Raw genomic sequence first — 25,699 nt, forward strand, 5'->3', positions numbered from 1 at the left:
TAGTTTATATATCTAAAAATTGTTGACGAACTTCATCTGAATCAACTTTTTGAAACATTTTTAAAAAATTTATATAATTATCTGTAGATTCTGTGGGAATTTCAATTTTAAATCGTCTTGTTTCCATATGTTCTTCAGAAATCTTATTCAATCCCCAACTTGATAATAAATTTATAAGTTCATCAGCAATGCGAATATCTCTTTCACGAATTTCATCAAGTTTCCAATCACTTTTATCCTTAGCTAAATCTTGTACCAATGTAATTGATGATTTTTGATAACTTTCTTTCTTCTTAGCAAAATATCCGTTACTAGCAATAATATTCAGTTTCTTCTCAAAAGGTATCTTATTACCAATATGTTCTATCAAATCCCTAACTTCTCTTTCGGAATTATCTGGAAAGAAACTATTTTGCCACTTTTGAGGTAAAATATGCTCTATTTCCCATTTTTCTGGCAATAATTCTTCTTGTTTTTGATAAGCCAGTACCTTTAGAAGCATCCGAACCGTATTTCGATGTGCATTCTTTACTTTTTCTTTGAATTCTTCTTCATCAACTAAAGAGAAATCAAATTTAGGTGTTTTAGATTGATAAACTGAGGCATTCAAATTTAAAATACTACGCTTAACTGCGTTTATTGTTGGAGTAACTACGTACCTTGCTGACAAAACTGCAAATAAATTTCTTAAAAAGTTCAAAAAATCTGACTCAAAATTTTCAGAGTTTTTGTAACGTAAATAATATATTACTACAGGATACTTCCAAAATTCATTCGGATAAGAGGATAGAGAATCCAGTACTTTAAGAATTTCTTTATTCTCTGACCAATTCTCGCCTTCCACAACTATCCTATTATTAATAACTGTCCATAAACCTACTAGTAAACGAAGATTCGTCAATAAGTCACTTTGATATAATTTTTCAAATTGATTCTGAGAATAGTATTTTCTAATACCTGGAGTTGTAGTATTCCTATCATTCTCTTTAGCTCTCAGATAAAACATATAGTAATAAAACAACTTTTGAATACTCTCATTTGCATTTGATGCGGATTCATCAATCAGTTTCCACTCCTCAATAAAATCCTTTTTCTGACTATTGTCTATATAGTTATATATCTTAGCCTTAAAAATATCTGCATCAGATAAAGCTAGTCCTCTATCATTTAGTGTAGAAAATATTGTCAGCGCAGTATCCTGTGAATCAGCAGTAATAGGAAGCAAAATAGCCCTATTTAAAACATTTTGAATAAACCAGTAGAACAATTCTGGTTCTTTACTTGCATAATCTTCAATTAACTCCACAAATAACTTATAGTTTTCAGAATAAGTGTCTTTTCTTCCTTTTTCTGTTTCTCCCGTAACTAATATATTTGTAAAAATATTATTTTCTTCTTCACCAACAACTCTTGAAACTATTAAAACTTTTTCAAAATCAACTTCTGCTGTAAGTTCATCTTGTTCCCACATTGCTGCTTCAATCTGTCGCATAAAATTCTTTGACTGAAGGGTTTCACTCATAGAACTCAATTTAGAATATAGAGCTCTTAGAAGCAAAAATAAAGAAGTAATACGTTGCTGACCATCTATAATTTCTTGTTCGTTCTCATCATTCTCATATGCTACAATAGTGCCTAAAAAGTATGTACTATCTTTTTCTTCACCACTGGTATACTCAACTAAGTCATCAAATAGAGTCTGAATCTGATCAGTTGTCCATGCATATGGTCTCTGATATTCTGGAATAGCGAATTTCTTATTTTTTCCTGATCCAAGCAATTCCTTTACAGTCTGTTTATTAACCTCTATAGTTGTTGCCATATTTAATACTTCCTCTCCACTCCCAAGCTATCCAGCACCTCTGGATACAACTTGTACTCCGCCTCATGAATGCGAGTTTCGAAAGTATCAAGAGTATCCCCTTCAAGGCGAGGCACACGGACTTGTTTGATGACCTTGCCAGTATCAACGCCCGAGTCCACCCAGTGAATGGTCACACCAGACTGCTCAACACCAACATTCCAAGCATCCTCAATACCATGAGTACCTGGAAATTCTGGCAGGTAAGCGGGGTGAATATTGATGATACGGCCTTCATAGGCTGCTAGCAAGGTTGGACCGACGATTTTCATATAGCCTGCTAGACAAACCAAGTCGATTTGGTGCTCATCCAAAAGCTCGACGATGGTCCTTTCGTAATCTGCCTTACTCTCAAATTCCTTGAGCTCAAAAGCATAGGAAGGAACTCCAAGCTTTTCTGCACGTTCAAGAACGTAGGCATCCCGGTGATCTGAAAAGACAAATTCTACCGGAAATTGTTCTGCAATCACCTGAAAGTTTGAGCCATTACCAGAGGCAAAAACCGCTATTTTTTTCATTTGATGATGACACTTTCGTTTTCTTTCTTGACGATGCGACCAATTTCATAGACTGGTTCATCCAGCAATTCTTTGACACGATCTACATTTTCAGGGTTAACTGCTAGCATAAGCCCCACACCCATATTGAAGATTTCAAACATTTCTTCGTGTTTGATCTGACCGTATTTTTCAAGGGCTTTGAAAATCGGAAGGACTGGAACCTTGCTTTCCTCAATCTCAGCAGCTAGGTCATCCGCAAACATACGAGGGATATTTTCGATAAATCCACCACCAGTGATGTGGGCAATTCCATTGACCAATTCTTCTTTGATGAGTGGTAAAACTGCTTTGACATAGATACGAGTTGGTTCCAAAAGGACGTCTTTGAGTTTCTTACCTTCCAATTCTGGCAAGATTTCTTCACCTGTGTAATCCGCAAAGACACGACGGACGAGCGAGTAACCATTTGAGTGGATTCCACTTGAAGCAAGTCCGAGAAGGACGTCTCCCTCTGCTACTTTTGAACCGTCAATGATTTGAGATTTTTCTGCAACACCAACAGCAAAGCCAGCCAAGTCATAGTCGTCTTCGCCATACATACCAGGCATTTCAGCAGTTTCCCCACCGATGAGGGCTGCACCTGCTTGTACACAACCTTCAGCCACACCAGCAACCACTTGTTCTAGCTTAGCTGGTTCATTTTTCCCAGTTGCGACATAGTCAAGGAAGTAAAGGGGCTCAGCACCTGCAGCGATGATATCGTTGACACACATAGCCACACAGTCTTGACCTATGGTATCGTGTTTGTTGTATTTGATAGCAAGCATGAGCTTGGTTCCAACACCGTCAGTTCCTGAGATCAAAACAGGCTCTTTAACACCCGTTTTTGAAAGGTCAAACATGCCACCAAAGCCTCCAAGAGCTCCCATGACACCTGCACGCTCGGTACGAGCGACGTGTTTTTTGATCCGTTCAACAACTTCATAACCCGCTTCAACATCCACACCCGATTGAGCGTATGCATTCTTATTTGTCATTTGTTTTATTCCTTTTCCTTTCCTTCAATGGGAATTTTTATTTGTAAAAACTCGTTTTCTCTTCCAAACTTCTACGATATTCTTCCTCATAGTCGTAGAGAGGAGTTGGGTAGTCACCGTCAAAGTAAGCAACACAGAGACCACCATTCGGTGCATCTGTTTCAATCCCAATAGAGTTAATCAATCCATCAATCGAAAGATAAGTCAGGCTATCCGCACCAATGATTTGGCAAGTTTCTTCAACCGTATGATTGGCCGCAATCAGCTCCTGACGTGTCTGGATATCAATCCCGTAGAAACATGGATAGGCAAGAGCAGGACTCCCAATAGCAACGTGCACTTCTGCTGCTCCCGCTTCTTTCAAAAGCTGGACAATGCGACGTGATGTCGTTCCTCGTACAATGGAGTCATCAATCATGACAACACGTTTGCCTTTTACGACACCAGAAACGGCAGACAGCTTCATCCGCACACCTTGTTCCCGCAATTCTTGAGTCGGCTGGATAAATGTACGTTGCGTATATTGGTTTTTGATCAGACCCATTTCATTTGGAAGACCTGATTCTTCGGCAAAGCCCATAGCTGCGCTGAGAGAGGAATTTGGCACCCCAACTACGATATCCGCTTCGTGCTTGAACTCACGTGCCAATTGAGCTCCCATTCGCTTACGAGCTGTATGGACATTGACACCATGGATATTGGAGTCAGGACGGGCAAAGTAGATATACTCCATCGAACAGATTGCCAGCTGAGTATCGTTTGTATAGCTGTCATACTGGATGCCATTTTCATCAATAATAACAATCTCGCCTGGTTTCACATCGCGAATCCACTCAGCACCGATGACTTCAAAGGCGCAGGTTTCAGAGGAAACCACAACTGCTCCATTGGCCATTTTCCCGATTGACAGAGGACGGAAGCCGTTTGGATCAAGCGCTGCAATTAGCTTATCTTCAAACATCAAGAGATAAGCAAAACCACCTTTAACAAGACTGAGCGCTTCCTTGATTTTCCCCATCAGGTTTGGATTGTGGCTACGACGAATCAAGTGAGCCAAGATTTCTGAATCAGAAGTCGAGCTAAAGATTGCTCCTCTTTGTTCCAATTCTTGTTTGAGTGATTCTGCATTGGTCAAATTCCCGTTATGAGCCAAACCAAACTGCATATCGTGAAAACGGAAGAGGAAAGGTTGGATATTGTCTACAGAAGCTTCTCCCGCAGTCGCATAGCGCACGTGTCCAATTGCTCCAGTCCCTGTCAATTTATCCAAATTAGCAGGATTTTTGAAGACTTCTGATAAAAGCCCCATATCACGATGACGCTTCAATTGTCCATGGTCATTGGAGAGGATCCCTGCCCCCTCCTGACCACGGTGCTGAAGGCTATGGAGTCCAAAATAGGTCAATTTAGCAGCATCCGGGTGACCCCAAATACCGAAAACACCACATTCTTCATTAAGAGATTTTACTTCGTATGTCATTTTATATACCTTTTATTTCCCAGTAAAATATTTAACCGCTGATGCAAAGAGGTGCTGGTCTTTATTTCCTGGAATATTTTGGAAGAGACCATCTTCGAAACGTTCTGAGTGCCCCATCTTACCAATGATTTGACCGTTCTTGCTAGTGATCCCTTCAATAGCATGGACAGAACCATTTGGATTGTATTTAGAATCCATGCTAGGTTTACCTTCAAAGTCAACGTATTGGCTAAAGATTTGACCATTGTCACGAAGCTCTGCAAATTCTTCAGCTGTCACGACAAATTTCCCTTCACCGTGTGATACTGGAATAGCATGGATGTCACCAACTTCCACTCCAGCAAGCCATGGTGAGTTCGTGTTGGCAATACGTGTTTCTACCATCTTAGCCACGTGTTGGTTGGCATCATTGTAGAAGAGGGTTGGACTGGTACTGCTTGCATCTTCAAAGTTACCGTATGGAAGGAGACCTGATTTGACAAGAGCTTGGAATCCATTACAGATACCGATGATTAAACCACCACGTTCGATGAAGCTATCAATAGCAGCACGAACTTTTTTATTGAGCAAGATATTAACGATAAATTTAGCTGATCCATCTGGTTCATCCGCTGCTGAGAAGCCACCTGCAAAGAAGATAATGTTAGCTTTTTCGATATTGTCAACCATGGTGTCAACCGACTTGACAATTGCTTCTTCATTCAGTGTGACAAATGGTACCAAGTTAACTCTTGCACCTTCTTTTTCAAAAGCCTTAGCGGAGTCGTACTCAGAGTTAGTACCTGGGAATACTGGGATGTAAACCACTGGTATCTCAACTCTTTCTTTAGCTTTGATAACAGCATCTGAAGCCACTGCAGGTACTTCTTCCAGTTCAGTAGCCTGTTCAAATTCAGTTGGGTAAACTTCTTCCAGTTTGCCTTGGAAGGCACTGTCAAGTTTATGTCCATCAAGCGTTACACCATTGACAGCAAGTGTAAAGTCAGCTACTGTTTGTCCAATCTTGGCAACACCTGCAATCTCTTCCGGAGATGTGAAGACGAATCCACCCAATTGAGCTGTCAAGGCAGTCTCAAGATTTTCAAGGGTTACAGTGGCACCGATATGGTTACCAAATGTTGCAAGTGCAAGAGCTTCAAGGACACCACCATATTTGACAGCTGATGCAGATGTCACTTTGTGATTAGCTTGGATAGCTTCAAACTGAGCAAAGTTAGACTTGATGAGATCAAAATCAATCTCTTGGGCTAAAGTTTGACCTGGGATGTAGTAGATGTTTTCACCAGCAGTCTTGAACTCTGGAGAGAGTACCTTCCGGCTATCTGCTGTTGTCACCCCAAAGGCGACCAAGGTTGGTGGTACTGTCAATTCTTCAAAAGTACCAGACATAGAGTCCTTACCACCAATAGATGGCAACCCAAGTTGAATCTGAGCTTCAATGGATCCAAGAAGAGCAGCTACGGGTTGGCCAAAACGCTCTGCTTGTTTATCCATACGCTCGAAGTATTCTTGATAAGAGAAACGAGCCTTAGACCAGTTTGCACCAGCAGCAACCAAGCGAGCGGTTGCTTCGATGACCGCATAAGCAGCACCATGATATGGAGACCATTCGGCTACATAAGGGTTGAATCCTTGCGCCATGACAGAAGCAGTATGAGTCACGCCATGTTGGACTGGCAATTTCTGTACAGAAGCTTCCGTTGGTGTGATTTGGTAGCGACCACCAAGTGGGTGATTGACTGTTGAACGACCAACCGAGCTATCAAAGATAGTTTGTAATCCTTTTTGACTTGCATGGTTAAGGTCAGCCAAAACTTCAAGCGTATCTGCCTCAAGGGTTTCAGCAGATGTTTGGCGTTCTTCTGGAAGCTTGACATCCTTGTCAACCACCTTAGCATCTACGACTACCCGTACACCATTTGTATCAAGGAAACGACGTTCCAAATCAACAATTGTCTCACCATTCCAGTGCATGACAAGATTTGGTTTTTCAGTCACTGTTGCAACGACAACTGCATCAATATTTTCTTTATTACATGCAGCAACGAAGGCATCTACGTCTTCAGGACACACCACAACTGCCATCCGTTCTTGAGATTCAGAGATAGCAATCTCTGTGCCGTTCAAACCTTGGTATTTCAATGGCACTTTGTCTAGATCAATTTCAAGACCATCTGCCAATTCACCAATAGCCACACAGACACCACCAGCTCCAAAGTCATTTGATTTCTTGATCAGACGGGTAACATCCCCATTACGGAAAAGACGTTGAATCTTACGTTCTTCGATGGCATTCCCTTTTTGAACCTCAGCACCAGCTGTTTCAACAGATTCAACCGTTTGAACTTTAGAAGAACCTGTCGCACCACCGACACCGTCACGTCCAGTCTTCCCACCGAGCAAGATAATCACATCACCATCTTCAGGTTTTTCACGAACTACATTTTCCTTAGGAGCTGCACCGACAACAGCACCTAGCTCCATACGCTTAGCAACGAAACCTGGGTGGAAGTATTCGCGAACATAGGTTGTTGCAAGACCAATTTGGTTCCCATATGAAGAATAACCGTGAGCCGCTGTTTTAGAAATGACTTGTTGTGGCAATTTACCAGCACGTGTTTCTGATATGGGAGCTGTAATATCACCAGCACCTGAGATACGCATAGCTTGATAAACGTAGGAGCGACCTGACAATGGGTCACGAATGGCACCACCGATACAAGTAGCTGCCCCACCAAATGGTTCAATTTCCGTTGGGTGGTTATGGGTTTCATTCTTGAACATGAGGAGCCATGGTTCTTTGACACCATTGACATCTACTTCAATTTCAACGGAGCAGGCATTGATTTCATCAGACACTTCCATGTCATCCAAACGACCATTGGCACGCTCATAACGACCAAAAATAGTCGCCATATCCATCAAGGTTTGAGGTTTCTCGGTACGTCCCAACTCATCACGCATGGCGATATATTTGTCATAAGTCGCTTGCAATTGTTTTTGGAATTTAGAAGCTGAGAAGTCGATATTCTTCAACTCAGTCTCGAAAGTTGTGTGACGGCAGTGGTCAGACCAGTAAGTATCCAAAACCTTAAGCTCAGTCTCAGTTGGCACACGTCCAATGGACTTGAAGTAATCTTGGATGAAGAGAAGGTCATCCACTTCCATGGCCAATCCTTGCTCTGCCTTATACCGAGCAAAATCTTCCGCTGTATAAGTTTCAAAGAAATCCAAATTTGGAATGGTCTTGTCGGACTCAGAGAAATCTTGTTTGGCAATGCCAAGAGTGATATCTTTGAAACGAGAGTCCACTGGGTTCAAGAGGTAGTTTTTAACAGCTTCTAATTCATTCGCGGCAATATCCTTGTTAACCAAGTACAATTGTGCTGTGTTCACCGTTACATCACTTGAGCTACCAAGCAACAGCAAAGCTTCTTGTGAAGATGCTGCACGTTGGTCAAATTGACCAGGCAAACTTTCGATGGCAAAGAAAGCAACCTTCTCAAGGTCAGCCTTAACTGTAGCTTCATCCAAAACAGTATCTGTCACTTGCTCAGAAAAGATGTGTTTTTCCGCACGCGCAAACAAATCCTCTGCCAAATTAAAGACATCGTAAACCTGTACAATACGAAGGTCCTTCAAGGTTTTTAACTGAAGATTATGCTGTAGTTCCTTTACTAAAGAGTCAGATTTCACACGAAAATCAGCTTTTTTCTCAACGAAAATACGTTTATCCATTTTAGTTCCTTTATCTATTTCTACTTAAAGACTGTAGTGACGACCAAGTAAAACTTTACTTCAAGCCCTTCAACTTCTCCAAGACAACCTTATAAACGTCTGTCAGACTACCCAAGTCTCTACGGAAAACATCCTTGTCCATATGATGACCTTCAGCATCCCAAAGACGACAATTATCTGGTGAAAATTCATCTGCCAAGATAATCTTACCATCCTTATCAAAACCAAATTCCAATTTGAAGTCAATCAAACGAAGACCAATTTGTGCAAACCAATCTTTCAGCAATTCATTGATACGGCGAGTTTCTTCCTTGATATAAGCAATTTGCTCATCGTTGGCAATATCCAAAAACTTCACATGCTCATCATTGATAAATGGATCATCCAAATCATCGTTTTTGTAGTAAAATTCAACGATTGGAGTTTTCAAGTCCAAACCTTCTTCAACACCGAAACGTTTTGAGAAAGAACCCGCAGTCACGTTACGAAGAACAACTTCTAAAGGAATAATAGTCACTTTCTTGTTGAGTTGTTCTGTATCGGAGATACGTTCGATAAAGTGAGTAGCCACACCCGCAGCATTCAATTTTTCAAAAATAAGAGACGAAATCTGATTATTCAGCACACCTTTACCCTCAATGGTCTCTTTGCGAGCTCCATTCAGCATAGTTGCCTGGTCCTTGTAGACCGACTTAATCACATTTTCGTCTTCTGTAGTATAGATATCTTTAGCTTTTCCCGTATAAATAAGTTTACTGGACATTTTATCATTCGCCTTTCGTATTACTTTGCCTCATTCTAACACAAAAACAAGCAAAAATCAAATATTTTGCGAACGAAAACGTATTCTCCCTTTGAGTTTGATAAGAATTGTAAATCCTTTTAGAATTACAGTTTTAAAATATTATTTAAAAAAGTGAACCTTATTCCCTATTCAAAAAATCATCCAAATAATAGCGTAAATAACTTTTCTTGCCTGTGATTATTTGTAAGTTGCCTTCTAAACCATACCTAAGATTTTCAGCTTGTTCTCGAGTTATTTTTGTTTCCGCTTCTATTTTAAAGAAATTTCCTTGGTCAGTTTTGGTTGCAATTGTATCAATACTAGTGATAGTAGAAACAAGTCTCACTTGATCATTGGTGGCATTAGTCGTGGTAAAGCGCACAAAATCTCCAATCTTGATTCCCACAATATCTTTTGAACTAAGATAGGCCGTCAATTTTGCTCTTCCTTCTCTATCTAATAGTGGATATAATTTAGCAAGTAATGTTCCTTCTGTGACTACCGCAGATTGATTCCTTTCAGGATTGAGATAAAGAACTCCGTCCTCCTTGGCTCTTATTGTTCCTCTTTCGAGTAAACTAGTTTGGCTTTTTTCCCCTATTTTTACTTCTAAATCATCTTGTTCAAAATCTATCTGCTCTTGTACAGTCGAAGAATTCTGAGAAGAAAGACCTATATTTTCCCGTGTAACACCATTCTTAAGATTACTTGTTTTACTTTGATAGTCTCTAAAATTCTCCAACTGACTAGCATTGGTTTCATCCTGAAGTACATCACCTAATTCCTGATACTGAACAAGTAAATCTCCTTGTTGCACCTGTTTGTTCTCTTCTAGATAATTAATTACCATCCGCCGATTACTACTTGACTGGATATTAGCAATGATACGACTAGGTTCAACTGTAGCTTTCGAAGATAAACTTATTTCCTTTTCTGCAAACATTGCAAATCCAAACATAAACACTACCAAAAGTGACATAGGAAAAATCACTCGACTGGAAAAATTATGATAACGTCGATTATAAAATTCCGCACTTTCTAAAAATTCAAGGTACATTCTTTCTCCTTTCTAACAGTTAACTAAATGAGCATAAAAACTATTTCGAGCAAGCAAGTCAGCATGATTGCCTTCTTCTACAATCTTACCTCGATCCAAAACAACAACTTTCTCCACCCGTTCAGCAATAGTCAAACGATGAGCGATGAAAATCAAGGTCTTATCTAGATTCATGAGATTGTCCACTATCCGTTTCTCTGTTAAGATATCTAGACTACTCGTCGCCTCATCCAGAATCAAGATAGGGGCATCTGTCAAGAGAGCACGCGCCAACGCAATCCTCTGGCGTTGACCACCAGAGATTCCTGTCCCATCAGAAGTCAATTCTGTCTGGTAATTCAAGGGCATACGCTCAATATCTTCACGAATTTCTGCTAGCTCAACTGCACGTAGTATATCCTCCTGAGTCGTACCCTCCTTGGCTCCAAGGAGAAGATTTTCTAAAATTGTCCCATTAAATACATAAGGTTGTTGAGGTAAATAGTTGATATGTTTGCGCAGAGACTTTTTATCAATCTGATTTAAATTCATACCTCCCAGTCTGATTTCTCCCTGACTTGGGTTGAAAAAATTAACCATCATCTTAGCCAAGGTCGACTTCCCTGATCCTGAAACTCCTACAAGAGCTATTTTAGAGCCATCTTTGATGTTCAAATTGATATCCGATAAGATATCTTGACCATAGTCATACTTGTAGTGAATTCCCTTAAAAGTCATATCTCCTTGAACCATACTCAAATCCTCTACCATTTTCTGTCCTTCAAACTCAGAGTTGACCCGATACACCTCGTTGAGACGACTATTAGCAACTTGAGCTGTTTGGAGCTTACTCTGAAGGTTGATGATGTTTTCTAGAGGATTGGTGAAATAATAAAGAAGTGTATTATACGTAATCAACTGGCCCAAACTCATCTTCCCATCCATAACGAAATTAGCACCCATCCATAATACGCAGACATTTAGCAACAGTTGAACAAATTTTTTAAGAGCTTTTTGCTGACTTTCTGCTCTGCTATAAGTAAAGGATCTTTTCAGATAGTCCACAAATTCCCTATCAAGCTTTTGGTAGCGTGTTTTTTCGCTAGCTAAGGATTTAATCGTTTCAATACCATTAATATCCTCTATAATAGAAGATGATAGGGTTGCATTTGCTTCCATGGTATCCCGATTCATCTTTTCAAAAGGTTTCATAAAAGCAATAATAATCACAGCATAAATAGGAAGCCCCAATAAGCTCATGAAAAAGAGATTACTATTTTGCAAAAACAAAATTATGGAAATCATCAACATCATAGATATATCCAAAAAAATTGAAATAATGGTTGAAGCCAAGGCATCTATGATACTATTAGCATCTGTAAATCGTGACACGATTTCCCCCGTCCGTCGAGTCACAAAAAAAGACATAGGTAGATTAAAAATATGTTTGATATAAGATAAAATAACATCAATCGATAGACGTTGCCCAAGGATAATTAAAAGGTAATCTTGAGCAAAAGACAAAATCTGTTGAAGAGCATAAACGATAACAAGGCATATAGAAATAATACTTAGGGTCGAAGATGTCTGATTCGGTACATAGGTATCAATAATAGATTGTAGATAGTATGAACCAACGATGTTAATCAAGGTTACTAGAACGGTCGCTAATATGATATTGGTGATTAAACCTTTCTGATTTATCAAAATAGGCAGAAAAGAAGTCAAACCCTGATTCTTGTCCTTATGTGGCTGATAATTTGGGGAGGGAGCCACAAAGATAGTTGTCCCTGTCCATTCTTCTTCAAATCTTTCACGCGATAGTTTGGTCAATCTAACCTCTGGATCTGGGTCAGCTATATGGATATTCTGCTTATCCATCCCTGTCACTACATAATAATGATATAATTCTTTGTCCTTAAGCACGTGAACCACAAAAGGAAAGATTAAATTTGGAGAATCAAATAAAGTCATGTCTGCTTGAATGGCTTGTGGCTCAAAACCTAATGTTTCCGCAGCCTTCACCAGACCCAAAGCTGTCGTCCCATTTATAGTCGTTTTGGCTAATTCACGCAGACGTGCTAATGAATAATGGCTTCCAAAACAGCCAAACACCATGGCCAATGAAGCCACTCCACAGTCCTTCTGATCCATCTGTGAGCGATAGTGTTTTTTTCTGAATTTCATATTCTTATCCTTTTCTTAACAACCTAATTAAAAGTTCTGTAAGATTATTTTAGCCAAACAAAATAAGAAATTGATAACTCTTTCTAAAAAAACAGTATCTACACCCAAATAGCACTTTTAAAAGTTTAAGCAAGCATATGGATTTTATAATTCGTTAAAATAAATATTCCACACAATCAAAAAAGCAACATGCAAGACATGTTGCTTTTTCTTATATTCTATTTTTGATAATTTCTAATACGTCTGCGACACTTTGGAGGTTGTCAATTTCTTCATCATCGATTTCGATTCCAAACTCATCCTCAATTGTTAGGACAAATTCCATCAAATCTACTGAATCAGCATCTAAATCATCCTTTAAGCTCAAGTTTTCGGTTACGACAAAGTCTTCCCCTTGACGCTCTTGGATGATAGTCACGATACGGTCGAAAATTTGTTGTTCTGTCATATTATTCTCCTTATTCCTCTGAAAATTCACGCGCAGTTTGGGCAACTACATCTGTCTCAAGCATGGTACGAATTTGGCGTATGGTGCTATAGACAGCCTTGGCATCACTTGAACCATGAGTCTTAACCACCGGTGCCTTAACACCAAACAGAACCGCTCCCCCAACATCTGAATAGTTAAGCTGTTTTTTCAAACCTCTGAGATTGTCTTTAAGAAGGAATGCACCTAGTTTGGCTCTAAGACCACCACCTACAATAGCATTTTTAAGCAAACCCATGATACCCATAGCGGTACCTTCAATAGCTTTGAGCACAGCGTTTCCCGTGAAACCATCTGTTACAACTACATCAGCGACTCCATCCATCAAATCACGCGCTTCCACATTACCGATAAAGTTCAAGCACTCATCAGTTGCTAGCAAGTCATAAGCTTCCTTACGAAGTGGGTCTCCCTTGCTGCTCTCTGTCCCGTTATTAAGCAAACCTACACGAGGATTTTCAATTCCACGAACATTTTTGGCATAGAAGGATCCTAGGATTGCATATTGATGAAGGTGATGGGCTGTATTTTCTGCATTGGCACCAAGGTCAAGCATATCAAAGCCTTTCCCATCAACTGTTGGTAAGGTTGACATAAGACCTGGTCGATCGATATTTTTGATACGGCCAACGATAAAGAATCCTGCAGCTAGCAAAGCGCCTGTATTTCCTGCAGAAAGAACAGCATCTGCCTCTCCATCTTTGACAGCCTTGGCCGCCAATATCATGCTGGCGTTTTTCTTCTTACGGATAGCTTTTGTAGGCTCGTCATCAGAATTTATTTTTTCATCTGTATGGATAATGCTGACACGCTCTGCGGCTGTTAGATATTGTTTGATTTTACTTTCGTCTCCATAAAGTTGAATCTCAATATCTGAAAAGTCAGCAAGGGCTTGGTTAACACCCTCAACGATGGCTTGTGGTGCGTAATCACCACCCATTGCATCTACTGCGATTTTTTTCATTTGTTTTCCTCTTTCAGTAGTTGTCCCCAATCTGCTAGGGAATCAATAAACTTCTTTGATTTTAGGTGAATTCCAACATACTCTTCGTAAATCTGGTCCATAAACTTACGCAATTCTTGCTTGATTTCTGACTTAAGAGAAATAGTCTCTAGAGTGTCAAAATCAATAGCCTGAAATTGATTGAGCAGATAAGGAATATTGGGATTTAGATGACATCGTTTCTCATCTTCATGGTAATGCTCTGGACAAAGGCAACCACCATATTTGAAGGAAAAGTCAAAGGCTTGACCCACACGGTGACAAAAAGCACACTCATTAAAATTAAGACTGATTCCAAAACGAGTTAAAATCTGAATTTCAAAAATATTAGTCAAGACTTGATAATCCAGACCATCTTCCATCAGCTCTAAAGTCTTTTGTAAAAAAGCAAATAAGGGAGCATCTTCTTGATTATCCTGCAAACTCGCATCTGCCAAGGCCGCAACATAGGTCGCATAGGCCATAGCAAAGAGGTCGCTATTGATTTTCGGAAAAGTCTTTACCTCATGATAATCTTCTATATAGCTGAGACCATCATCATTGACTTTTAGGAGAAAATGGGCTAAAACTAAAGGTTGAATGACAGGGGCTAGTTTGGATTGGCCAGCGTGTTTCACAAAAAACATACGCTTGCCTGCCTGTTCTGTAAAGATTTTAACAAGCTTATCATCCTCTCGAAAGTTTCGATTGTAAAGTACTAGACCCTGACTCGTAATCGATTGAATCATGCTTCTCTCATGTACTCCTCAAGTCGTTTCATAGCTTCCCTGATCGTTTCCATGCTAGCTGCATAAGATAGGCGAACATAGCCTTCTCCATACTGTCCAAAGGCAGCACCAGGGATAAAAGCAACAGCCTTCTTCTGGGCAAAATCCTTGAGAAAAGCAAAGGAATCTTGATTATAGCCTGCCGGAATCTTAGCAAAGATATAAAAAGCCCCATCTGGTTTGATAATCTCAAAACCAAGGTCAGTCATCTTGTTGATAATATAGTCCCGACGCTGGATATATTCCTTCTTCATGGGTTCTGCATCGTTCTTACCAGCTGTTAAGGCTTCTACTGCAGCATGTTGCGCCATGGTGTTTGCAGCGGTTACCAAATACTGGTGACTCTTAATCAACTGGGCTATAAAGTTTGCTGGTGCAAAGATAAAGCCTAAACGCCAACCTGTCATGGCATGGGATTTAGAAAGACCGTTAATGATAATTGCCTGATCTCTCAACATAGTTCCCAAAGATACATGATTTTCCCCTGTATAGGTCAATTCTGAGTAGACTTCATCACAGACTACGAAAATCTCATACTTGCGTAAAACAGCTGCCAAGGCTTCTAATTGCTCGCGACTATAAGTAATTCCTGTAGGGTTGGCTGGATAGTTGAGAATAACTGCCTTGAGCTTGTCACCTTGCTCTAAAATCGCTTTTTCTAGCATTTCTGGAGTTAAGACAAAACCATTCTCAGTCGTATCAATCTCGACAATCTCTGCACCAACTAGATTAACTATTGGCTCATAGCCAGGATAGGCAGGAGCTGGCAAGAGAACCTTGTCTCCTTCCTCCAAAATAGCTGTCAGAGTGGCTGATAAAGCCTCTGTCGTACCAATTGTGACCAAGATTTCATTCTCTGGATTATAGTCCAACTGGTATTTTTCTTTTACAAAATCACTAGCCGCTTGGCGTAAGGTCAACAAACCGCTCATCCCTGTATAGTAGGATTGGTCTTGGTCGATGGCCCGCTTTGCAGCCTCCTTCACATGATCTGGTGTTTTAAAATCTGGTTCTCCCAAGGTCAATCGCAGGACTCCAGGAATCTCTGAAATCGCCTGATCAAATTGACGAATCAAGGAAACTTGAATCTTATCTAGTTGTTTGTTAAAGCGTTTGGTTAGGTCCATAGATATCCTCCTTGATCAAAGAACATATATCTATTATACTACAAAAGCTCCCTGACCGCAAAATTCCATTTATTTGCAACCTTCTTCTCACTTTCTATTTTACTTTTCTGATGGACAAGATTATAATAAGAAGTGCTTATTTTCGGAGGTTTTTATGTCATTTCTATCAAAAAATTGGGCAGGAATCTTGGCCTGCCTTCTCATTTCTATCATATCCTGGTACCTAGGAGGTTTCTTTCCTGTCATCGGAGCACCTGTCTTTGCGATTTTTGCAGGGATGCTCCTCCATCCTTTTCTCACTTCCTATACACAACTGGAAGCCGGCTTGACTTATAGCTCCAAAAAACTGCTTCAGTATGCCGTTATCTTACTTGGTTTTGGTCTCAATATCTCACAAATTTTCGCAGTTGGAAAATCATCTCTCCCTGTCATCCTCTCTACTATTTCTATTGCTTTGATTGTAGCCTATCTGTTCCAACGCTTTTTTACCCTTGATACAAAGCTAGCTACCTTGATTGGAGTGGGGTCTTCGATCTGTGGTGGTTCTGCCATTGCTGCGACAGCACCCGTTATCCATGCCAAGGAAAAAGAAGTCGCCCAAGCCATTTCCGTTATCTTTTTCTTCAATGTCTTAGCGGCACTCATCTTTCCAACTCTAGGAACCTGGCTTCACCTATCCAACGAAGGCTTTGCCCTCTTTGCAGGAACCGCAGTCAACGATACTTCTTCTGTAACGGCCACAGCCAGCGCATGGGACAGTCTCTACCAGACCAATACCCTTGAGTCTGCAACTATTGTTAAACTCACACGCACCCTTGCCATTATTCCTATCACTCTCTTTCTCTCCTACTGGCAAAGTCGCCAACAAAAAAATAGTCAGGGTTTCCAACTAAAAAAAGTCTTCCCACTTTTTATCCTTTACTTTATCTTAGCCTCTCTCTTAACGACTCTCCTTACCTCTCTCGGTGTGTCCGGTAGTATCTTTACCCCTCTTAAGCAACTCTCCAAATTCCTTATCGTCATGGCTATGAGTGCTATCGGCCTCAAAACCAATCTCATTGGATTAATCAAATCCAGTGGACAAGCCATTCTTCTCGGAGCTCTTTGCTGGATTGCCATCATCCTAACTAGTCTGGGTATGCAAACACTTATTGGTATTTTCTAAGACAAAAGGTAGCCCACAGGCTACCTTTTTATTGTTCAAGAATTAAGCGTGTATGTTCTCTCTTTATGCAACGATTCATCACGATATCATCGCATCCTCCAGCACGCAAGATTTCTTCTGCTTCCAAACTTTCAAGCCCTAGTTGCGCCCAAAAAATCTTAGCATCCGCTTTAAGAAAATCACGCGCTACATCCGGTAGAAATTCACTACGTCGGTAAACATTGACAATGTCTACAGGAAAAGGAATCTCAGCTAAGCTGGCATAAGCCTTTTCTCCCAAGATTTGACCACCTGCAGCCTTGGGATTAACTGGAATAATTTTATAACCACGAGCCTGCATTTCCTTGGTCACTCGATTACTAGTTGTTTCCTCGCGGTCAGACAAGCCCACTACGGCTAAGGTTTTACTAGTCGCTAGATACTGACGGACTACACCATCACTTGGATTGATAAATTCTTGAGTCATAGAAACCCTCCTTTTTCATCAGTATAGCACATTTTGAAAAGGCTTGCAGTCTTTGGCTACAAAAAATTTCCTAGCAGGAGAAAGTCCGCTAGGAAATTCATTTATTCAAGTGAAAAATTAGATTTTTTTCTCGATACTAAATAATGGAGAAAGAGGACGTTTTTCGTGGATACGGATGATCGCATCTGCCAAGAGATGAGCGATAGAAATTTGTTCAATCTTATCAATTAAACGTTCCTCTGGTAGGTAGATAGTATCCAAAACAACCAATTTTTTAATCGCTGATTTTTGGATATTATCCATAGCAGGCCCTGAAAGAACTGGATGCGTACAGCTTGCGTAAACTTCGACAGCACCAGCTTCTGCAAGAGCATCTGCCGCATGACAAATAGTTCCAGCTGTATCGATCATATCGTCAATCAAGATACAAGTCTTGCCTTCTACCTTACCAATGATGTTCATCACTTCACTGGTATTCATCTTGTCCACGCTACGACGTTTATCAATAATGGCAATTGGAGTTTTCAAAAATTCTGCTAGTTTACGAGCACGAGTCACCCCACCATGGTCCGGACTGACAACGACATAGTCGGAACCAACCATGCCACGACGCTCAAAGTAATCTGCAATCAATGGAGCACCCATCAAGTGATCAACCGGAATATCAAAGAATCCCTGAATCTGTGCAGCGTGCAAGTCAATTGTCAACAAACGATCTACACCAGCAACTTCAAGCATATTTGCAACGAGTTTTGCAGTGATTGGCTCACGCGCTCTTGCCTTTCTATCCTGACGTGCATAACCATAATAAGGCATAACAACGTTGACAGATTCTGCACTGGCACGCTTCAGAGCATCTACCATAATCAAAATCTCTAGTAGGTTATCATTTACTGGTGAGCTCGTTGATTGTAGGATAAAGACATGTTTCCCTCGGATAGATTCTTCGATGTTAACTTGAATTTCTCCATCTGAAAATTGACGAACAGTCGATTTCCCTAACTCTATCCCAATCTCTTGCGCCACACGCTCTGCCAATTCTCTATTTGAAGAAAGGGCAAACAGCTTTAAATCAGAAAAAGACATGATTTCCTCCGGTATTTATGTATCACTTGTGTTTGTTGCAACATTTTCCATCTACCATTGTAGCGCTTTTTTCTCAATTTTTCAATAAAAAATAAGACAAGAGTTGACTTTTATACTCTTGTCTTGTGCTATTTTATATTGGTGATATTGAGGATAACATTTGTCAATCTTATCATCCTACTTCACGGCACATTGGAAATTTTCAACTATAAAGTTAGTATACTTCTCTCATACTCCCTGTATCCACATCGTAAACAGCCCCTGAAATAATAACATCTTCAGGAATTAATGGGCATTCTCGCAACAACTTCATATCCTCACGGACACTCTCATCGATGTCTTGAAACGGTAAAAAGTCCTGCCCAGATACATCTACTCCAAATTCACATTTCAAATGTTCTTGGAAATCCTCGTTATTGAAGGTTTGAGCGCCGCAGTCTGTATGATGGAGCACCACAATTTCTCTTGTTCCCATTTGTTGCTGGGAAATCACAAGCGAACGAATCATATCCTCCGTCACTCGACCACCCGCATTCCGTAAAATATGGGCATCTCCAAGAGCTAACCCTAGAGCTGGTGCAACATGTAAACGCGAGTCCATACAAGTTACGATTGCAACCTTTGTCTTTGGTTTAATGGATAAGTGCAAATCTCCATGTAGTTCTACATAAGCTTGATTGGCTTTTAAAAAATTTTCAAAATAGGACATAACAACTCACTTTCTAGTCTGCCAGATAATTTGAACACCAAATTATTTATCTCCTATCTTACCATCTTTTCTTTGTCTTGTCAGTTTTCAGCTTTCATTGAAAAAACTAGAACAGAGATATCCAGCTTCTAGCTTGGGCTTCTGTCCTAGTTTTATGTTTATGATCCTTTTTGGATATACTTATTGAGTGAACCTGCAAAGCTCTGAAGATTGAGACTTTGTACATAGACTTCACCAGTACCTCGGAAAGTATTAACAACCCCTTCACCCGTACCGATAGACTGCCAGAAGCCGTTTTCTAAGTGGATGTCATAGTCCAAAGATTGGCTCCAAGCCACTACATGGGCATTGTCGATCGTTATTTCGTGGTTTTGTAGCTCAATTTTCTTAATCGAACCAAAAGCATTGGCCAAAAGAGTTCCCTGACCTTGGGTAGTCATCACAAAAAGACCACCTTGCCCTCCGAACAGAGCTTTTCCAATGGATTGACGTTCCATTGTATAGAAGGCCGTACCATCAAGAGCTAGAAAGGCACCATCATTCAATCGGTACTGCTTTTCACCTAACTCAAGAGCAATCACTTGACCAGGAGTATCTGGTGCTAAAGCAAGATTTCCGTTGTCAGACTCAGCAACAGCTTGAGTGATGAAGGTACTTTCGCCAGAAACCATGGAACGCCCCACAGCTTTGACAAAACGTCCCAAACCAGAACCACTCGCATTAAGCTGGGTGTTGAGGCTGATATTGGGTGTATGGTAGACCATGCTACCACGCTGAATAAAGACGGTTTCTCCTTGATTGAGTGACAACTCTACCAAAGGAAATTGCATGTGACTATCTATAGAAAATTTCATCAGAAATTCCTCCTTGTTTTAATAAATGTTAGCAATAAAATAATGAATCATCTAAAACTGACCATCACTATTAGGAGAATACTTTTTTCAAGACTTCCTGAATAGTCGTTACCCCAATCACCTGAATTTCCTTAGGTGGCTTAATGCCTGTCAAGGAATTCTTTGGTACATAAATCTTGGTAAATCCAAGTTTAGCAGCTTCATTGATGCGCTGTTCGATACGATTGACCCGTCGGATTTCTCCCGTTAAGCCCAATTCTCCCACAAAACATTCTTGGGGATTGGTTGGTTTGTCCTTGTAACTCGAAGCAATGGCAACTGCAACTGCCAGGTCAATAGCAGGTTCATCTAATTTGACACCACCAGCCGATTTGAGATAGGCATCCTGATTTTGAAGCAAGAGACCTGCCCGTTTTTCCAAAACAGCCATAATCAAGCTAGCACGATTAAAGTCAAGGCCTGTCGTCGTACGCTTAGCATTTCCAAACATGGTCGGCGTCACCAAGGCCTGCACTTCAGCAAGAATCGGACGTGTCCCTTCCATAGTTACAACGATGGACGAACCAGTTGCTCCATCCAAACGTTCTTCCAGAAACACCTCACTAGGATTGAGAACCTCAACCAAACCACCTGACTGCATTTCAAAGATTCCAATCTCATTGGTCGAGCCAAAACGATTTTTGACTGCTCTCAAGATGCGGAAGGTATGGTGGCGCTCCCCTTCAAAGTAAAGAACCGTGTCCACCATATGCTCCAACATACGCGGACCCGCCAAGGTTCCTTCCTTGGTCACATGGCCGACGATAAAGATAGCAATGTTATTGGTTTTGGCCAGCTGCATCAGTTCTGCAGTTACTTCCCGCACTTGAGAAACTGACCCTTGAACTCCAGAAATCTCAGGAGACATAATAGTCTGGATGGAGTCGATGATGAGAAAATCAGGCTGGATACGTTCGACTTCTGCTCGTACGCTCTGCATATTGGTCTCTGCATAGAGGTAAAACTCACTGTCGATATCTCCCAATCGCTCTGCACGAAGTTTAATCTGCTGGGCAGACTCCTCACCACTGACATAGAGAACTGTTCCCACTTGAGACAGCTGGGTCGAGACTTGTAGGAGTAAAGTGGACTTCCCAATCCCAGGATCTCCCCCGATTAGGACCAGACTTCCTGGAACCACTCCGCCACCAAGGACTCGGTTAAACTCCTCCATCTCGGTCTTAGTTCGATTGACATTGATGGACGTTACTTCAGCCAGTTTCATGGGCTTTGTTTTCTCACCTGTCAAGGAAACACGCGCATTCTTGACCTCTGCAACTTCGACTTCCTCGACAAAGGAAGACCAAGCCCCACAGTTGGGGCAACGTCCTAAATACTTAGGTGAATTGTACTCACAATTTTGACATACAAATGTCGCTTTTTTCTTTGCGATGATAAACCTCTTTCTAAATTTCTATCTCACATTCAATCACTTGGCAAAAATCAATCTTCTCGTCTGGTACAAATTGGCGCATGAGCATTCGATGGGCTACAACTACCACAGTTTGATGTTCCCGATACTTAGCCATGCATTCTAGAAAACGAGTCTTCATCTCCACAGCTGTTTCATAATGGATTGGACTATCTGGGAGTATGGCCCCATTATGTTCTAAAAATAGAGTTCTAGCTCGTTCAAAGTTCTCTGTACCTGTTTCGTAGACCTGCCATTCGTGCAATAAAGGCTCTACTCTCAAAGGAAGTCCAGTAGCACGAGCCACATAGCTAGCAGTCTCCAAAGCTCGCGTCACTGCAGAAGACACCAGTATATCAGCTGATCCAAACAAAGGATTTTGATAAAGTTCCTGAGCTTGTTGTCTTCCTTTCTCAGATAAGGGGGCCAAATCCATTCCGAATCCAGTATAGGAGCGTTCCTCTAACTCGCGATAATCTGGCTCTCCATGACGCACAAAGATAATCTTCATCCTAGTGCCCCGTCGAACCAAATCCACCTGTCCGAACACCATCTGCCTCATCTCCATCCGCAATTAAAAAAGGCGCAAAGACAGCCTGAACCACACGTTCCCCAACTTCAAGAACCACTTCCTGGTCAGTAATATTTTTCATCTGAGCAAAGATATGTCCCTCATTCCCTGGATTTCCATAGTAGTCTCCATCAATAACCCCCACAGAGTTGATCAAGACCAGGCCTTTTTTGCGAGGGTTGGACGAACGGTCGTAGAGATAAAGGACCTCACCCGCTTGCATATAAGCCTTGACCCCAGTTGGGACGAGGACGATCTCACCTGATGCAATGACCGTGCGCTCTGCTACCTTTAAGTCATAGCCAGCCGCATGGGCTGTCTCACGCTTAGGCAACAGGTTTTCATCTGTAAAACTAGAAACCAATTCAAATCCACGAATTTTCATATTTTCTCTTTTCTATTATCTTTTATTCTAGGCTATTTTATCTTATTTATTCGAAAAAAGCACGAAAAAAGAGCACACAATTCACACTCGCTTAGGGCTGCTGGATTCCTCCCCTGACCCGCTTCACGCAGAACTGTTGCTCCACTAGTTATTATACCACATTCCCCTATATTTTAAAAGAGAAATTATTTTTTACGTCGATTTCGGAAAAAGTCCTGCATAATCTCTGCACAGTCATCTTCCAAAATCCCCGTTTCAACCTCCACACGATGATTGAGACGCTCATCTGTCAAAATATCGTACAAACTTCCAGCTGCACCAAATTTCTGATTCTTAGCCCCATAGACAACGTTTGGAATCCGCGCAAGCCCAATAGCTCCGCTACACATAACACAGGGCTCAATGGTCACAAAAAGCGTACAATCAAGCAAGCGCCAACTCTCTTCGCTTAAATTCGCATTCTCTATGGCCATAATTTCCGCATGCATGACTGCACGTTGCAACTCCTCGCGCGCATTGTGTCCTCTCCCAATGACTTTTCCGTCCTTAACAATTACACAACCAATTGGGATTTCGTCATGCTCTAAAGCAATCTCTGCCTCCTTTAAGGCCTCTCTCATAAAAGCTTCTTTTTCTTCAAGCGTATAATTCATTTTTTCTCTCTTCCTAGCTATCAATTCTAACATTATACCATGTTTTTGGAGACAAAAAAAGCCACCGAATGCGGTGACCTTTATAGGGAGATTATTATGAAAAAGAAAAGTTTAGGAAATTTGTTACAACAAGTTAGGAGGTCTTCTTGTAACTGTCTATAGTATATCCGACTTGTCTTAAACAAATCTTAAAAATCTCTTATGACCAAACACTTTCTAAAATATTTGTTTGTTCACGACCTGGACCTACTGAGAATGTAGAGATACGAACACCTACCAACTCGCTTACACGACGAACATAGTTGCGCGCATTTTCAGGAAGGTCTTCTAAATTACGAACTCCTGTGATATCTTCTAACCAGCCTGGAAGTTCTTCATAAATTGGTTTGCAACGTTTCAACTGTTCAAGACTTGCTGGATAGTAGTCAATACGTTGACCGTCAAGGTCATAAGCCACACAGATTTTCACTGTATCCAAACCACTCAAAACGTCAATTGAGTTCAAAGAAAGATTCGTTATACCTGAAACACGGCGACTGTGTCGCATAACAACTGAGTCGAACCAACCCACACGACGTGGACGACCAGTAGTTGTTCCATATTCATGACCCACTTCACGGATACGATCCCCTACTTCATCAAATAGTTCAGTTGGGAAAGGACCATCTCCGACACGGCTAGTATAGGCCTTACATACACCTACAACCTTGTCAATCTTACTTGGGCCTACACCTGAACCAATGGTTACACCACCAGCTACAGGGTTTGAAGACGTAACAAATGGATAAGTACCTTGATCAATGTCCAACATGACACCTTGCGCCCCTTCAAACAGTACACGTTTGCCATTATCAAGTGCATCGTTCAAAATAACCGAAGTATCCGTCACATACTGCTTGATTTGTTGCCCATATTCATAGTATTCTTCAAAGATCTCATCAACTGACATAGGAGTACTATCATATAATTTCACAAATTGACGATTCTTTTCAGCAAGATTACGTTCTAAACGCTCACGGAAAATCTCTTTATCTAAAAGATCTGCAATACGGATACCAACACGAGCTGCCTTATCCATATAAGCAGGACCAATCCCTTTAATTGTAGTCCCAATCTTATTATCGCCCTTAGCTTCTTCTTGCAAGCGATCCAACTCGATGTGGTATGGTAAAATAACATGAGCGCGGTCTGAAATACGTAGATTATCTGTTGTAACGCCTTCCTCATGAAGATATGATAATTCTTTTACGAGAGATTTTGGATTAACAACCATTCCATTACCAATTACGGAAATTTTTTCGGGGAAGAAAATCCCAGATGGAATCAAATGTAATTTGAATTTTTTCCCGTCAATAACAATGGTGTGGCCTGCATTGTCACCACCTTGGTAACGAGCAATCACTTCCGCATTAGCTGAAAGAAAATCTGTAATTTTTCCTTTACCTTCATCGCCCCATTGGGTTCCTACAACAACAACTGAAGTCATATTAAAATTTCGTCTGAGCCTAATGGCTCGTCCTTTCTCATATACATGGTGGGAATCTCACCCACAATTATATCTTACAATTTATTATAAGAAAAAAAGCTTATTTTATCAAGGATAAACACTAGAAAAGATTAGGGATTTCTTTTATTTTTAAATTGAAAAATAACAATTATTTAGCTTATTCTATATAAAATTAAATAATTTATTATTATTGTTCGTAAAAAATGAAAGAAAACTTATTTAAAATGAATAATTCAAATTCTGACCAAGCAAATAATTGAGATAAAGACGATATGCAGCTCTAAAGTGACAGAGAATAAAATCATTCTCACTCTTTATCCTAAAACGAATTAAGTAATATAATAAAAATTTTAGATGAAGTAATTCCCATTCATCATTACTTTGTAGAAAAAATGAATATTCTTCTTCAACTTGTTTTAGAAAAACTAAAGAACGATTGTAGTATTTTTGAAGCATATAAAAAACCTTTCTTATTGATAAAAAAAGTTTATCAGAAAGGAACACTAAAATGAACATAAATCCTATAAAGTAAGAATCAAAAGCTAAACTAACATAAAATAGACAAAATAGGCATTGATAGATACAAAAATAAAAGTTCTAAAAAATCTTATAAAAAAAACGTTCCTTAGAACGTTTAAATACTCCGCCAGTAGGACTCGAACCTACGACATCATGATTAACAGTCATGCGCTACTACCAACTGAGCTATGGCGGATAACAGCTAAGCGACTTCCATATCTCACAGGGGGCAACCCCCAACTACTTCCGGCGTTCTAGGGCTTAACTTCTGTGTTCGGCATGGGAACAGGTGTATCTCCTAGGCTATCGTCACTTAACTTTGAGTCT

23 protein-coding genes, 1 tRNA gene, 1 rRNA gene and 1 other RNA gene are annotated in these 25,699 nt (G+C 40.4%); 1 reads left to right on the forward strand and 25 read right to left on the reverse strand.

All coding sequences use genetic code 11. From position 1 onward, the window contains the following. Positions 1-4: 4 nt before the first annotated feature. The 12 genes from NGI26_RS06275 to NGI26_RS06330 form a co-directional block, all read right to left on the reverse strand. Positions 5-1,822: a DUF262 domain-containing protein gene (locus NGI26_RS06275; protein ID WP_251937750.1), complete on the reverse strand. Its 1,818-nt coding sequence runs from the start codon at positions 1,820-1,822 to the stop codon at positions 5-7. 2 nt (positions 1,823-1,824) lie between these two features. Next, positions 1,825-2,379: a phosphoribosylglycinamide formyltransferase gene (gene purN / locus NGI26_RS06280; protein ID WP_251937753.1), complete on the reverse strand. Its 555-nt coding sequence runs from the start codon at positions 2,377-2,379 to the stop codon at positions 1,825-1,827. Then, on the reverse strand, positions 2,376-3,398 hold the full coding sequence (gene purM / locus NGI26_RS06285; protein ID WP_251937756.1) for a phosphoribosylformylglycinamidine cyclo-ligase: 1,023 nt from the start codon (positions 3,396-3,398) through the stop codon (positions 2,376-2,378). The genes purN and purM overlap by 4 nt, the downstream gene beginning before the upstream one ends. A 37-nt stretch (positions 3,399-3,435) precedes the next feature. Then, a complete protein-coding gene (gene purF, locus NGI26_RS06290) occupies positions 3,436-4,878 on the reverse strand; it encodes an amidophosphoribosyltransferase (protein WP_251937759.1) in 1,443 nt (480 codons plus the stop codon). Positions 4,879-4,890: 12 nt separating this feature from the next. Further along, positions 4,891-8,616: a phosphoribosylformylglycinamidine synthase gene (locus tag NGI26_RS06295; RefSeq protein WP_251937762.1), complete on the reverse strand. Its 3,726-nt coding sequence runs from the start codon at positions 8,614-8,616 to the stop codon at positions 4,891-4,893. A gap of 55 nt (positions 8,617-8,671) precedes the next feature. Continuing rightward, on the reverse strand, positions 8,672-9,379 hold the full coding sequence (purC, locus tag NGI26_RS06300) for a phosphoribosylaminoimidazolesuccinocarboxamide synthase (protein ID WP_251937765.1): 708 nt from the start codon (positions 9,377-9,379) through the stop codon (positions 8,672-8,674). Between the two features lie 160 nt (positions 9,380-9,539). After that, complete coding sequence (locus NGI26_RS06305; RefSeq protein ID WP_251937768.1) at positions 9,540-10,457, reverse strand: HlyD family efflux transporter periplasmic adaptor subunit; 918 nt, start codon at positions 10,455-10,457, stop codon at positions 9,540-9,542. 12 nt (positions 10,458-10,469) lie between these two features. Next, entirely contained in the window at positions 10,470-12,623 is a 2,154-nt protein-coding gene (gene comA, locus NGI26_RS06310) for a peptide cleavage/export ABC transporter ComA (RefSeq protein ID WP_251937772.1), read from the reverse strand. Between the two features lie 211 nt (positions 12,624-12,834). Next, entirely contained in the window at positions 12,835-13,071 is a 237-nt protein-coding gene (locus NGI26_RS06315; RefSeq protein ID WP_251937775.1) for an acyl carrier protein, read from the reverse strand. Between the two features lie 10 nt (positions 13,072-13,081). Beyond that, complete coding sequence (gene plsX, locus NGI26_RS06320) at positions 13,082-14,074, reverse strand: phosphate acyltransferase PlsX (protein ID WP_251937778.1); 993 nt, start codon at positions 14,072-14,074, stop codon at positions 13,082-13,084. Continuing rightward, positions 14,071-14,841: a DNA repair protein RecO gene (recO, locus tag NGI26_RS06325; protein WP_251937781.1), complete on the reverse strand. Its 771-nt coding sequence runs from the start codon at positions 14,839-14,841 to the stop codon at positions 14,071-14,073. Before recO ends, plsX begins: the two co-directional genes overlap by 4 nt. Then, positions 14,838-16,007, reverse strand: coding sequence for a pyridoxal phosphate-dependent aminotransferase (locus NGI26_RS06330; RefSeq protein WP_251937785.1), 1,170 nt, complete (start codon positions 16,005-16,007; stop codon positions 14,838-14,840). Before NGI26_RS06330 ends, recO begins: the two co-directional genes overlap by 4 nt. Positions 16,008-16,161: 154 nt before the next feature. Here NGI26_RS06330 and NGI26_RS06335 point away from each other — a divergent pair, with 154 nt between their 5' ends. Further along, entirely contained in the window at positions 16,162-17,172 is a 1,011-nt protein-coding gene (locus NGI26_RS06335) for a YeiH family protein (RefSeq protein WP_251937788.1), read from the forward strand. A gap of 28 nt (positions 17,173-17,200) precedes the next feature. Here the strand turns inward: NGI26_RS06335 and NGI26_RS06340 are convergent, their stop codons facing one another. From NGI26_RS06340 to rrf, 13 genes are all read right to left on the reverse strand, one after another. Then, entirely contained in the window at positions 17,201-17,638 is a 438-nt protein-coding gene (locus NGI26_RS06340; RefSeq protein WP_214262546.1) for a CoA-binding protein, read from the reverse strand. A 117-nt stretch (positions 17,639-17,755) separates the two neighbouring features. Further along, positions 17,756-18,724, reverse strand: coding sequence for a ribose-phosphate diphosphokinase (locus NGI26_RS06345; protein WP_251937792.1), 969 nt, complete (start codon positions 18,722-18,724; stop codon positions 17,756-17,758). A 214-nt stretch (positions 18,725-18,938) separates the two neighbouring features. Further along, on the reverse strand, positions 18,939-19,433 hold the full coding sequence (locus NGI26_RS06350) for a beta-class carbonic anhydrase (protein ID WP_251937796.1): 495 nt from the start codon (positions 19,431-19,433) through the stop codon (positions 18,939-18,941). 158 nt (positions 19,434-19,591) lie between these two features. After that, positions 19,592-20,287, reverse strand: coding sequence for a TIGR00266 family protein (locus NGI26_RS06355; protein WP_251937799.1), 696 nt, complete (start codon positions 20,285-20,287; stop codon positions 19,592-19,594). Between the two features lie 70 nt (positions 20,288-20,357). Further along, positions 20,358-21,719, reverse strand: coding sequence for a DNA repair protein RadA (gene radA, locus NGI26_RS06360; protein WP_080581389.1), 1,362 nt, complete (start codon positions 21,717-21,719; stop codon positions 20,358-20,360). A 13-nt stretch (positions 21,720-21,732) separates the two neighbouring features. Next, complete coding sequence (locus NGI26_RS06365; RefSeq protein WP_251937802.1) at positions 21,733-22,290, reverse strand: histidine phosphatase family protein; 558 nt, start codon at positions 22,288-22,290, stop codon at positions 21,733-21,735. After that, a complete protein-coding gene (locus tag NGI26_RS06370; protein WP_251937805.1) occupies positions 22,250-22,693 on the reverse strand; it encodes a dUTP diphosphatase in 444 nt (147 codons plus the stop codon). The genes NGI26_RS06365 and NGI26_RS06370 overlap by 41 nt, the downstream gene beginning before the upstream one ends. A gap of 54 nt (positions 22,694-22,747) precedes the next feature. Next, positions 22,748-22,846, reverse strand: an RNA gene (gene ffs / locus NGI26_RS06375) — signal recognition particle sRNA small type. Positions 22,847-22,878: 32 nt separating this feature from the next. Then, positions 22,879-23,346: a tRNA adenosine(34) deaminase TadA gene (tadA, locus tag NGI26_RS06380; RefSeq protein ID WP_251937808.1), complete on the reverse strand. Its 468-nt coding sequence runs from the start codon at positions 23,344-23,346 to the stop codon at positions 22,879-22,881. 199 nt (positions 23,347-23,545) lie between these two features. Further along, positions 23,546-24,832 carry an adenylosuccinate synthase gene (locus tag NGI26_RS06385; protein WP_251937812.1) on the reverse strand — a complete coding sequence of 429 codons (1,287 nt, stop codon included), beginning with the start codon at positions 24,830-24,832 and terminating at the stop codon, positions 23,546-23,548. Positions 24,833-25,072: 240 nt separating this feature from the next. Continuing rightward, the gene (gene comW / locus NGI26_RS06390) at positions 25,073-25,369 is read right to left on the reverse strand and encodes a sigma(X)-activator ComW (protein WP_502961307.1); all 297 of its coding nucleotides are present in this window, start codon (positions 25,367-25,369) and stop codon (positions 25,073-25,075) included. Between the two features lie 125 nt (positions 25,370-25,494). Then, positions 25,495-25,568: transfer RNA gene (locus NGI26_RS06395), tRNA-Asn, on the reverse strand. Between the two features lie 5 nt (positions 25,569-25,573). After that, a 5S ribosomal RNA gene (gene rrf / locus NGI26_RS06400) occupies positions 25,574-25,689 on the reverse strand. Positions 25,690-25,699 lie beyond the last annotated feature (10 nt).

It is taken from the genome of Streptococcus sp. Marseille-Q0941 (assembly GCF_943736975.1).
In the GTDB taxonomy this organism is placed as follows: Bacteria; Bacillota; Bacilli; order Lactobacillales; family Streptococcaceae; genus Streptococcus.

Bases quoted from the DNA above. Each gene is read 5' to 3' on its own strand.
- NGI26_RS06275 (WP_251937750.1), bottom strand. From the start codon at position 1,822: ATGGCAACAACTATAGAGGTTAATAAACAGACTGTAAAGGAATTGCTT.
- purN (WP_251937753.1), bottom strand. From the start codon at position 2,379: ATGAAAAAAATAGCGGTTTTTGCCTCTGGTAATGGCTCAAACTTTCAG.
- purM (WP_251937756.1), bottom strand. From the start codon at position 3,398: ATGACAAATAAGAATGCATACGCTCAATCGGGTGTGGATGTTGAAGCG.
- purF (WP_251937759.1), bottom strand. From the start codon at position 4,878: ATGACATACGAAGTAAAATCTCTTAATGAAGAATGTGGTGTTTTCGGT.
- NGI26_RS06295 (WP_251937762.1), bottom strand. From the start codon at position 8,616: ATGGATAAACGTATTTTCGTTGAGAAAAAAGCTGATTTTCGTGTGAAA.
- purC (WP_251937765.1), bottom strand. From the start codon at position 9,379: ATGTCCAGTAAACTTATTTATACGGGAAAAGCTAAAGATATCTATACT.
- NGI26_RS06305 (WP_251937768.1), bottom strand. From the start codon at position 10,457: ATGTACCTTGAATTTTTAGAAAGTGCGGAATTTTATAATCGACGTTAT.
- comA (WP_251937772.1), bottom strand. From the start codon at position 12,623: ATGAAATTCAGAAAAAAACACTATCGCTCACAGATGGATCAGAAGGAC.
- NGI26_RS06315 (WP_251937775.1), bottom strand. From the start codon at position 13,071: ATGACAGAACAACAAATTTTCGACCGTATCGTGACTATCATCCAAGAG.
- plsX (WP_251937778.1), bottom strand. From the start codon at position 14,074: ATGAAAAAAATCGCAGTAGATGCAATGGGTGGTGATTACGCACCACAA.
- recO (WP_251937781.1), bottom strand. From the start codon at position 14,841: ATGATTCAATCGATTACGAGTCAGGGTCTAGTACTTTACAATCGAAAC.
- NGI26_RS06330 (WP_251937785.1), bottom strand. From the start codon at position 16,007: ATGGACCTAACCAAACGCTTTAACAAACAACTAGATAAGATTCAAGTT.
- NGI26_RS06335 (WP_251937788.1), top strand. From the start codon at position 16,162: ATGTCATTTCTATCAAAAAATTGGGCAGGAATCTTGGCCTGCCTTCTC.
- NGI26_RS06340 (WP_214262546.1), bottom strand. From the start codon at position 17,638: ATGACTCAAGAATTTATCAATCCAAGTGATGGTGTAGTCCGTCAGTAT.
- NGI26_RS06345 (WP_251937792.1), bottom strand. From the start codon at position 18,724: ATGTCTTTTTCTGATTTAAAGCTGTTTGCCCTTTCTTCAAATAGAGAA.
- NGI26_RS06350 (WP_251937796.1), bottom strand. From the start codon at position 19,433: ATGTCCTATTTTGAAAATTTTTTAAAAGCCAATCAAGCTTATGTAGAA.
- NGI26_RS06355 (WP_251937799.1), bottom strand. From the start codon at position 20,287: ATGAAATTTTCTATAGATAGTCACATGCAATTTCCTTTGGTAGAGTTG.
- NGI26_RS06365 (WP_251937802.1), bottom strand. From the start codon at position 22,290: ATGGTGTTCGGACAGGTGGATTTGGTTCGACGGGGCACTAGGATGAAG.
- NGI26_RS06370 (WP_251937805.1), bottom strand. From the start codon at position 22,693: ATGAAAATTCGTGGATTTGAATTGGTTTCTAGTTTTACAGATGAAAAC.
- tadA (WP_251937808.1), bottom strand. From the start codon at position 23,346: ATGAATTATACGCTTGAAGAAAAAGAAGCTTTTATGAGAGAGGCCTTA.
- NGI26_RS06385 (WP_251937812.1), bottom strand. From the start codon at position 24,832: ATGACTTCAGTTGTTGTTGTAGGAACCCAATGGGGCGATGAAGGTAAA.
- comW (WP_502961307.1), bottom strand. From the start codon at position 25,369: ATGTTCATTTTAGTGTTCCTTTCTGATAAACTTTTTTTATCAATAAGA.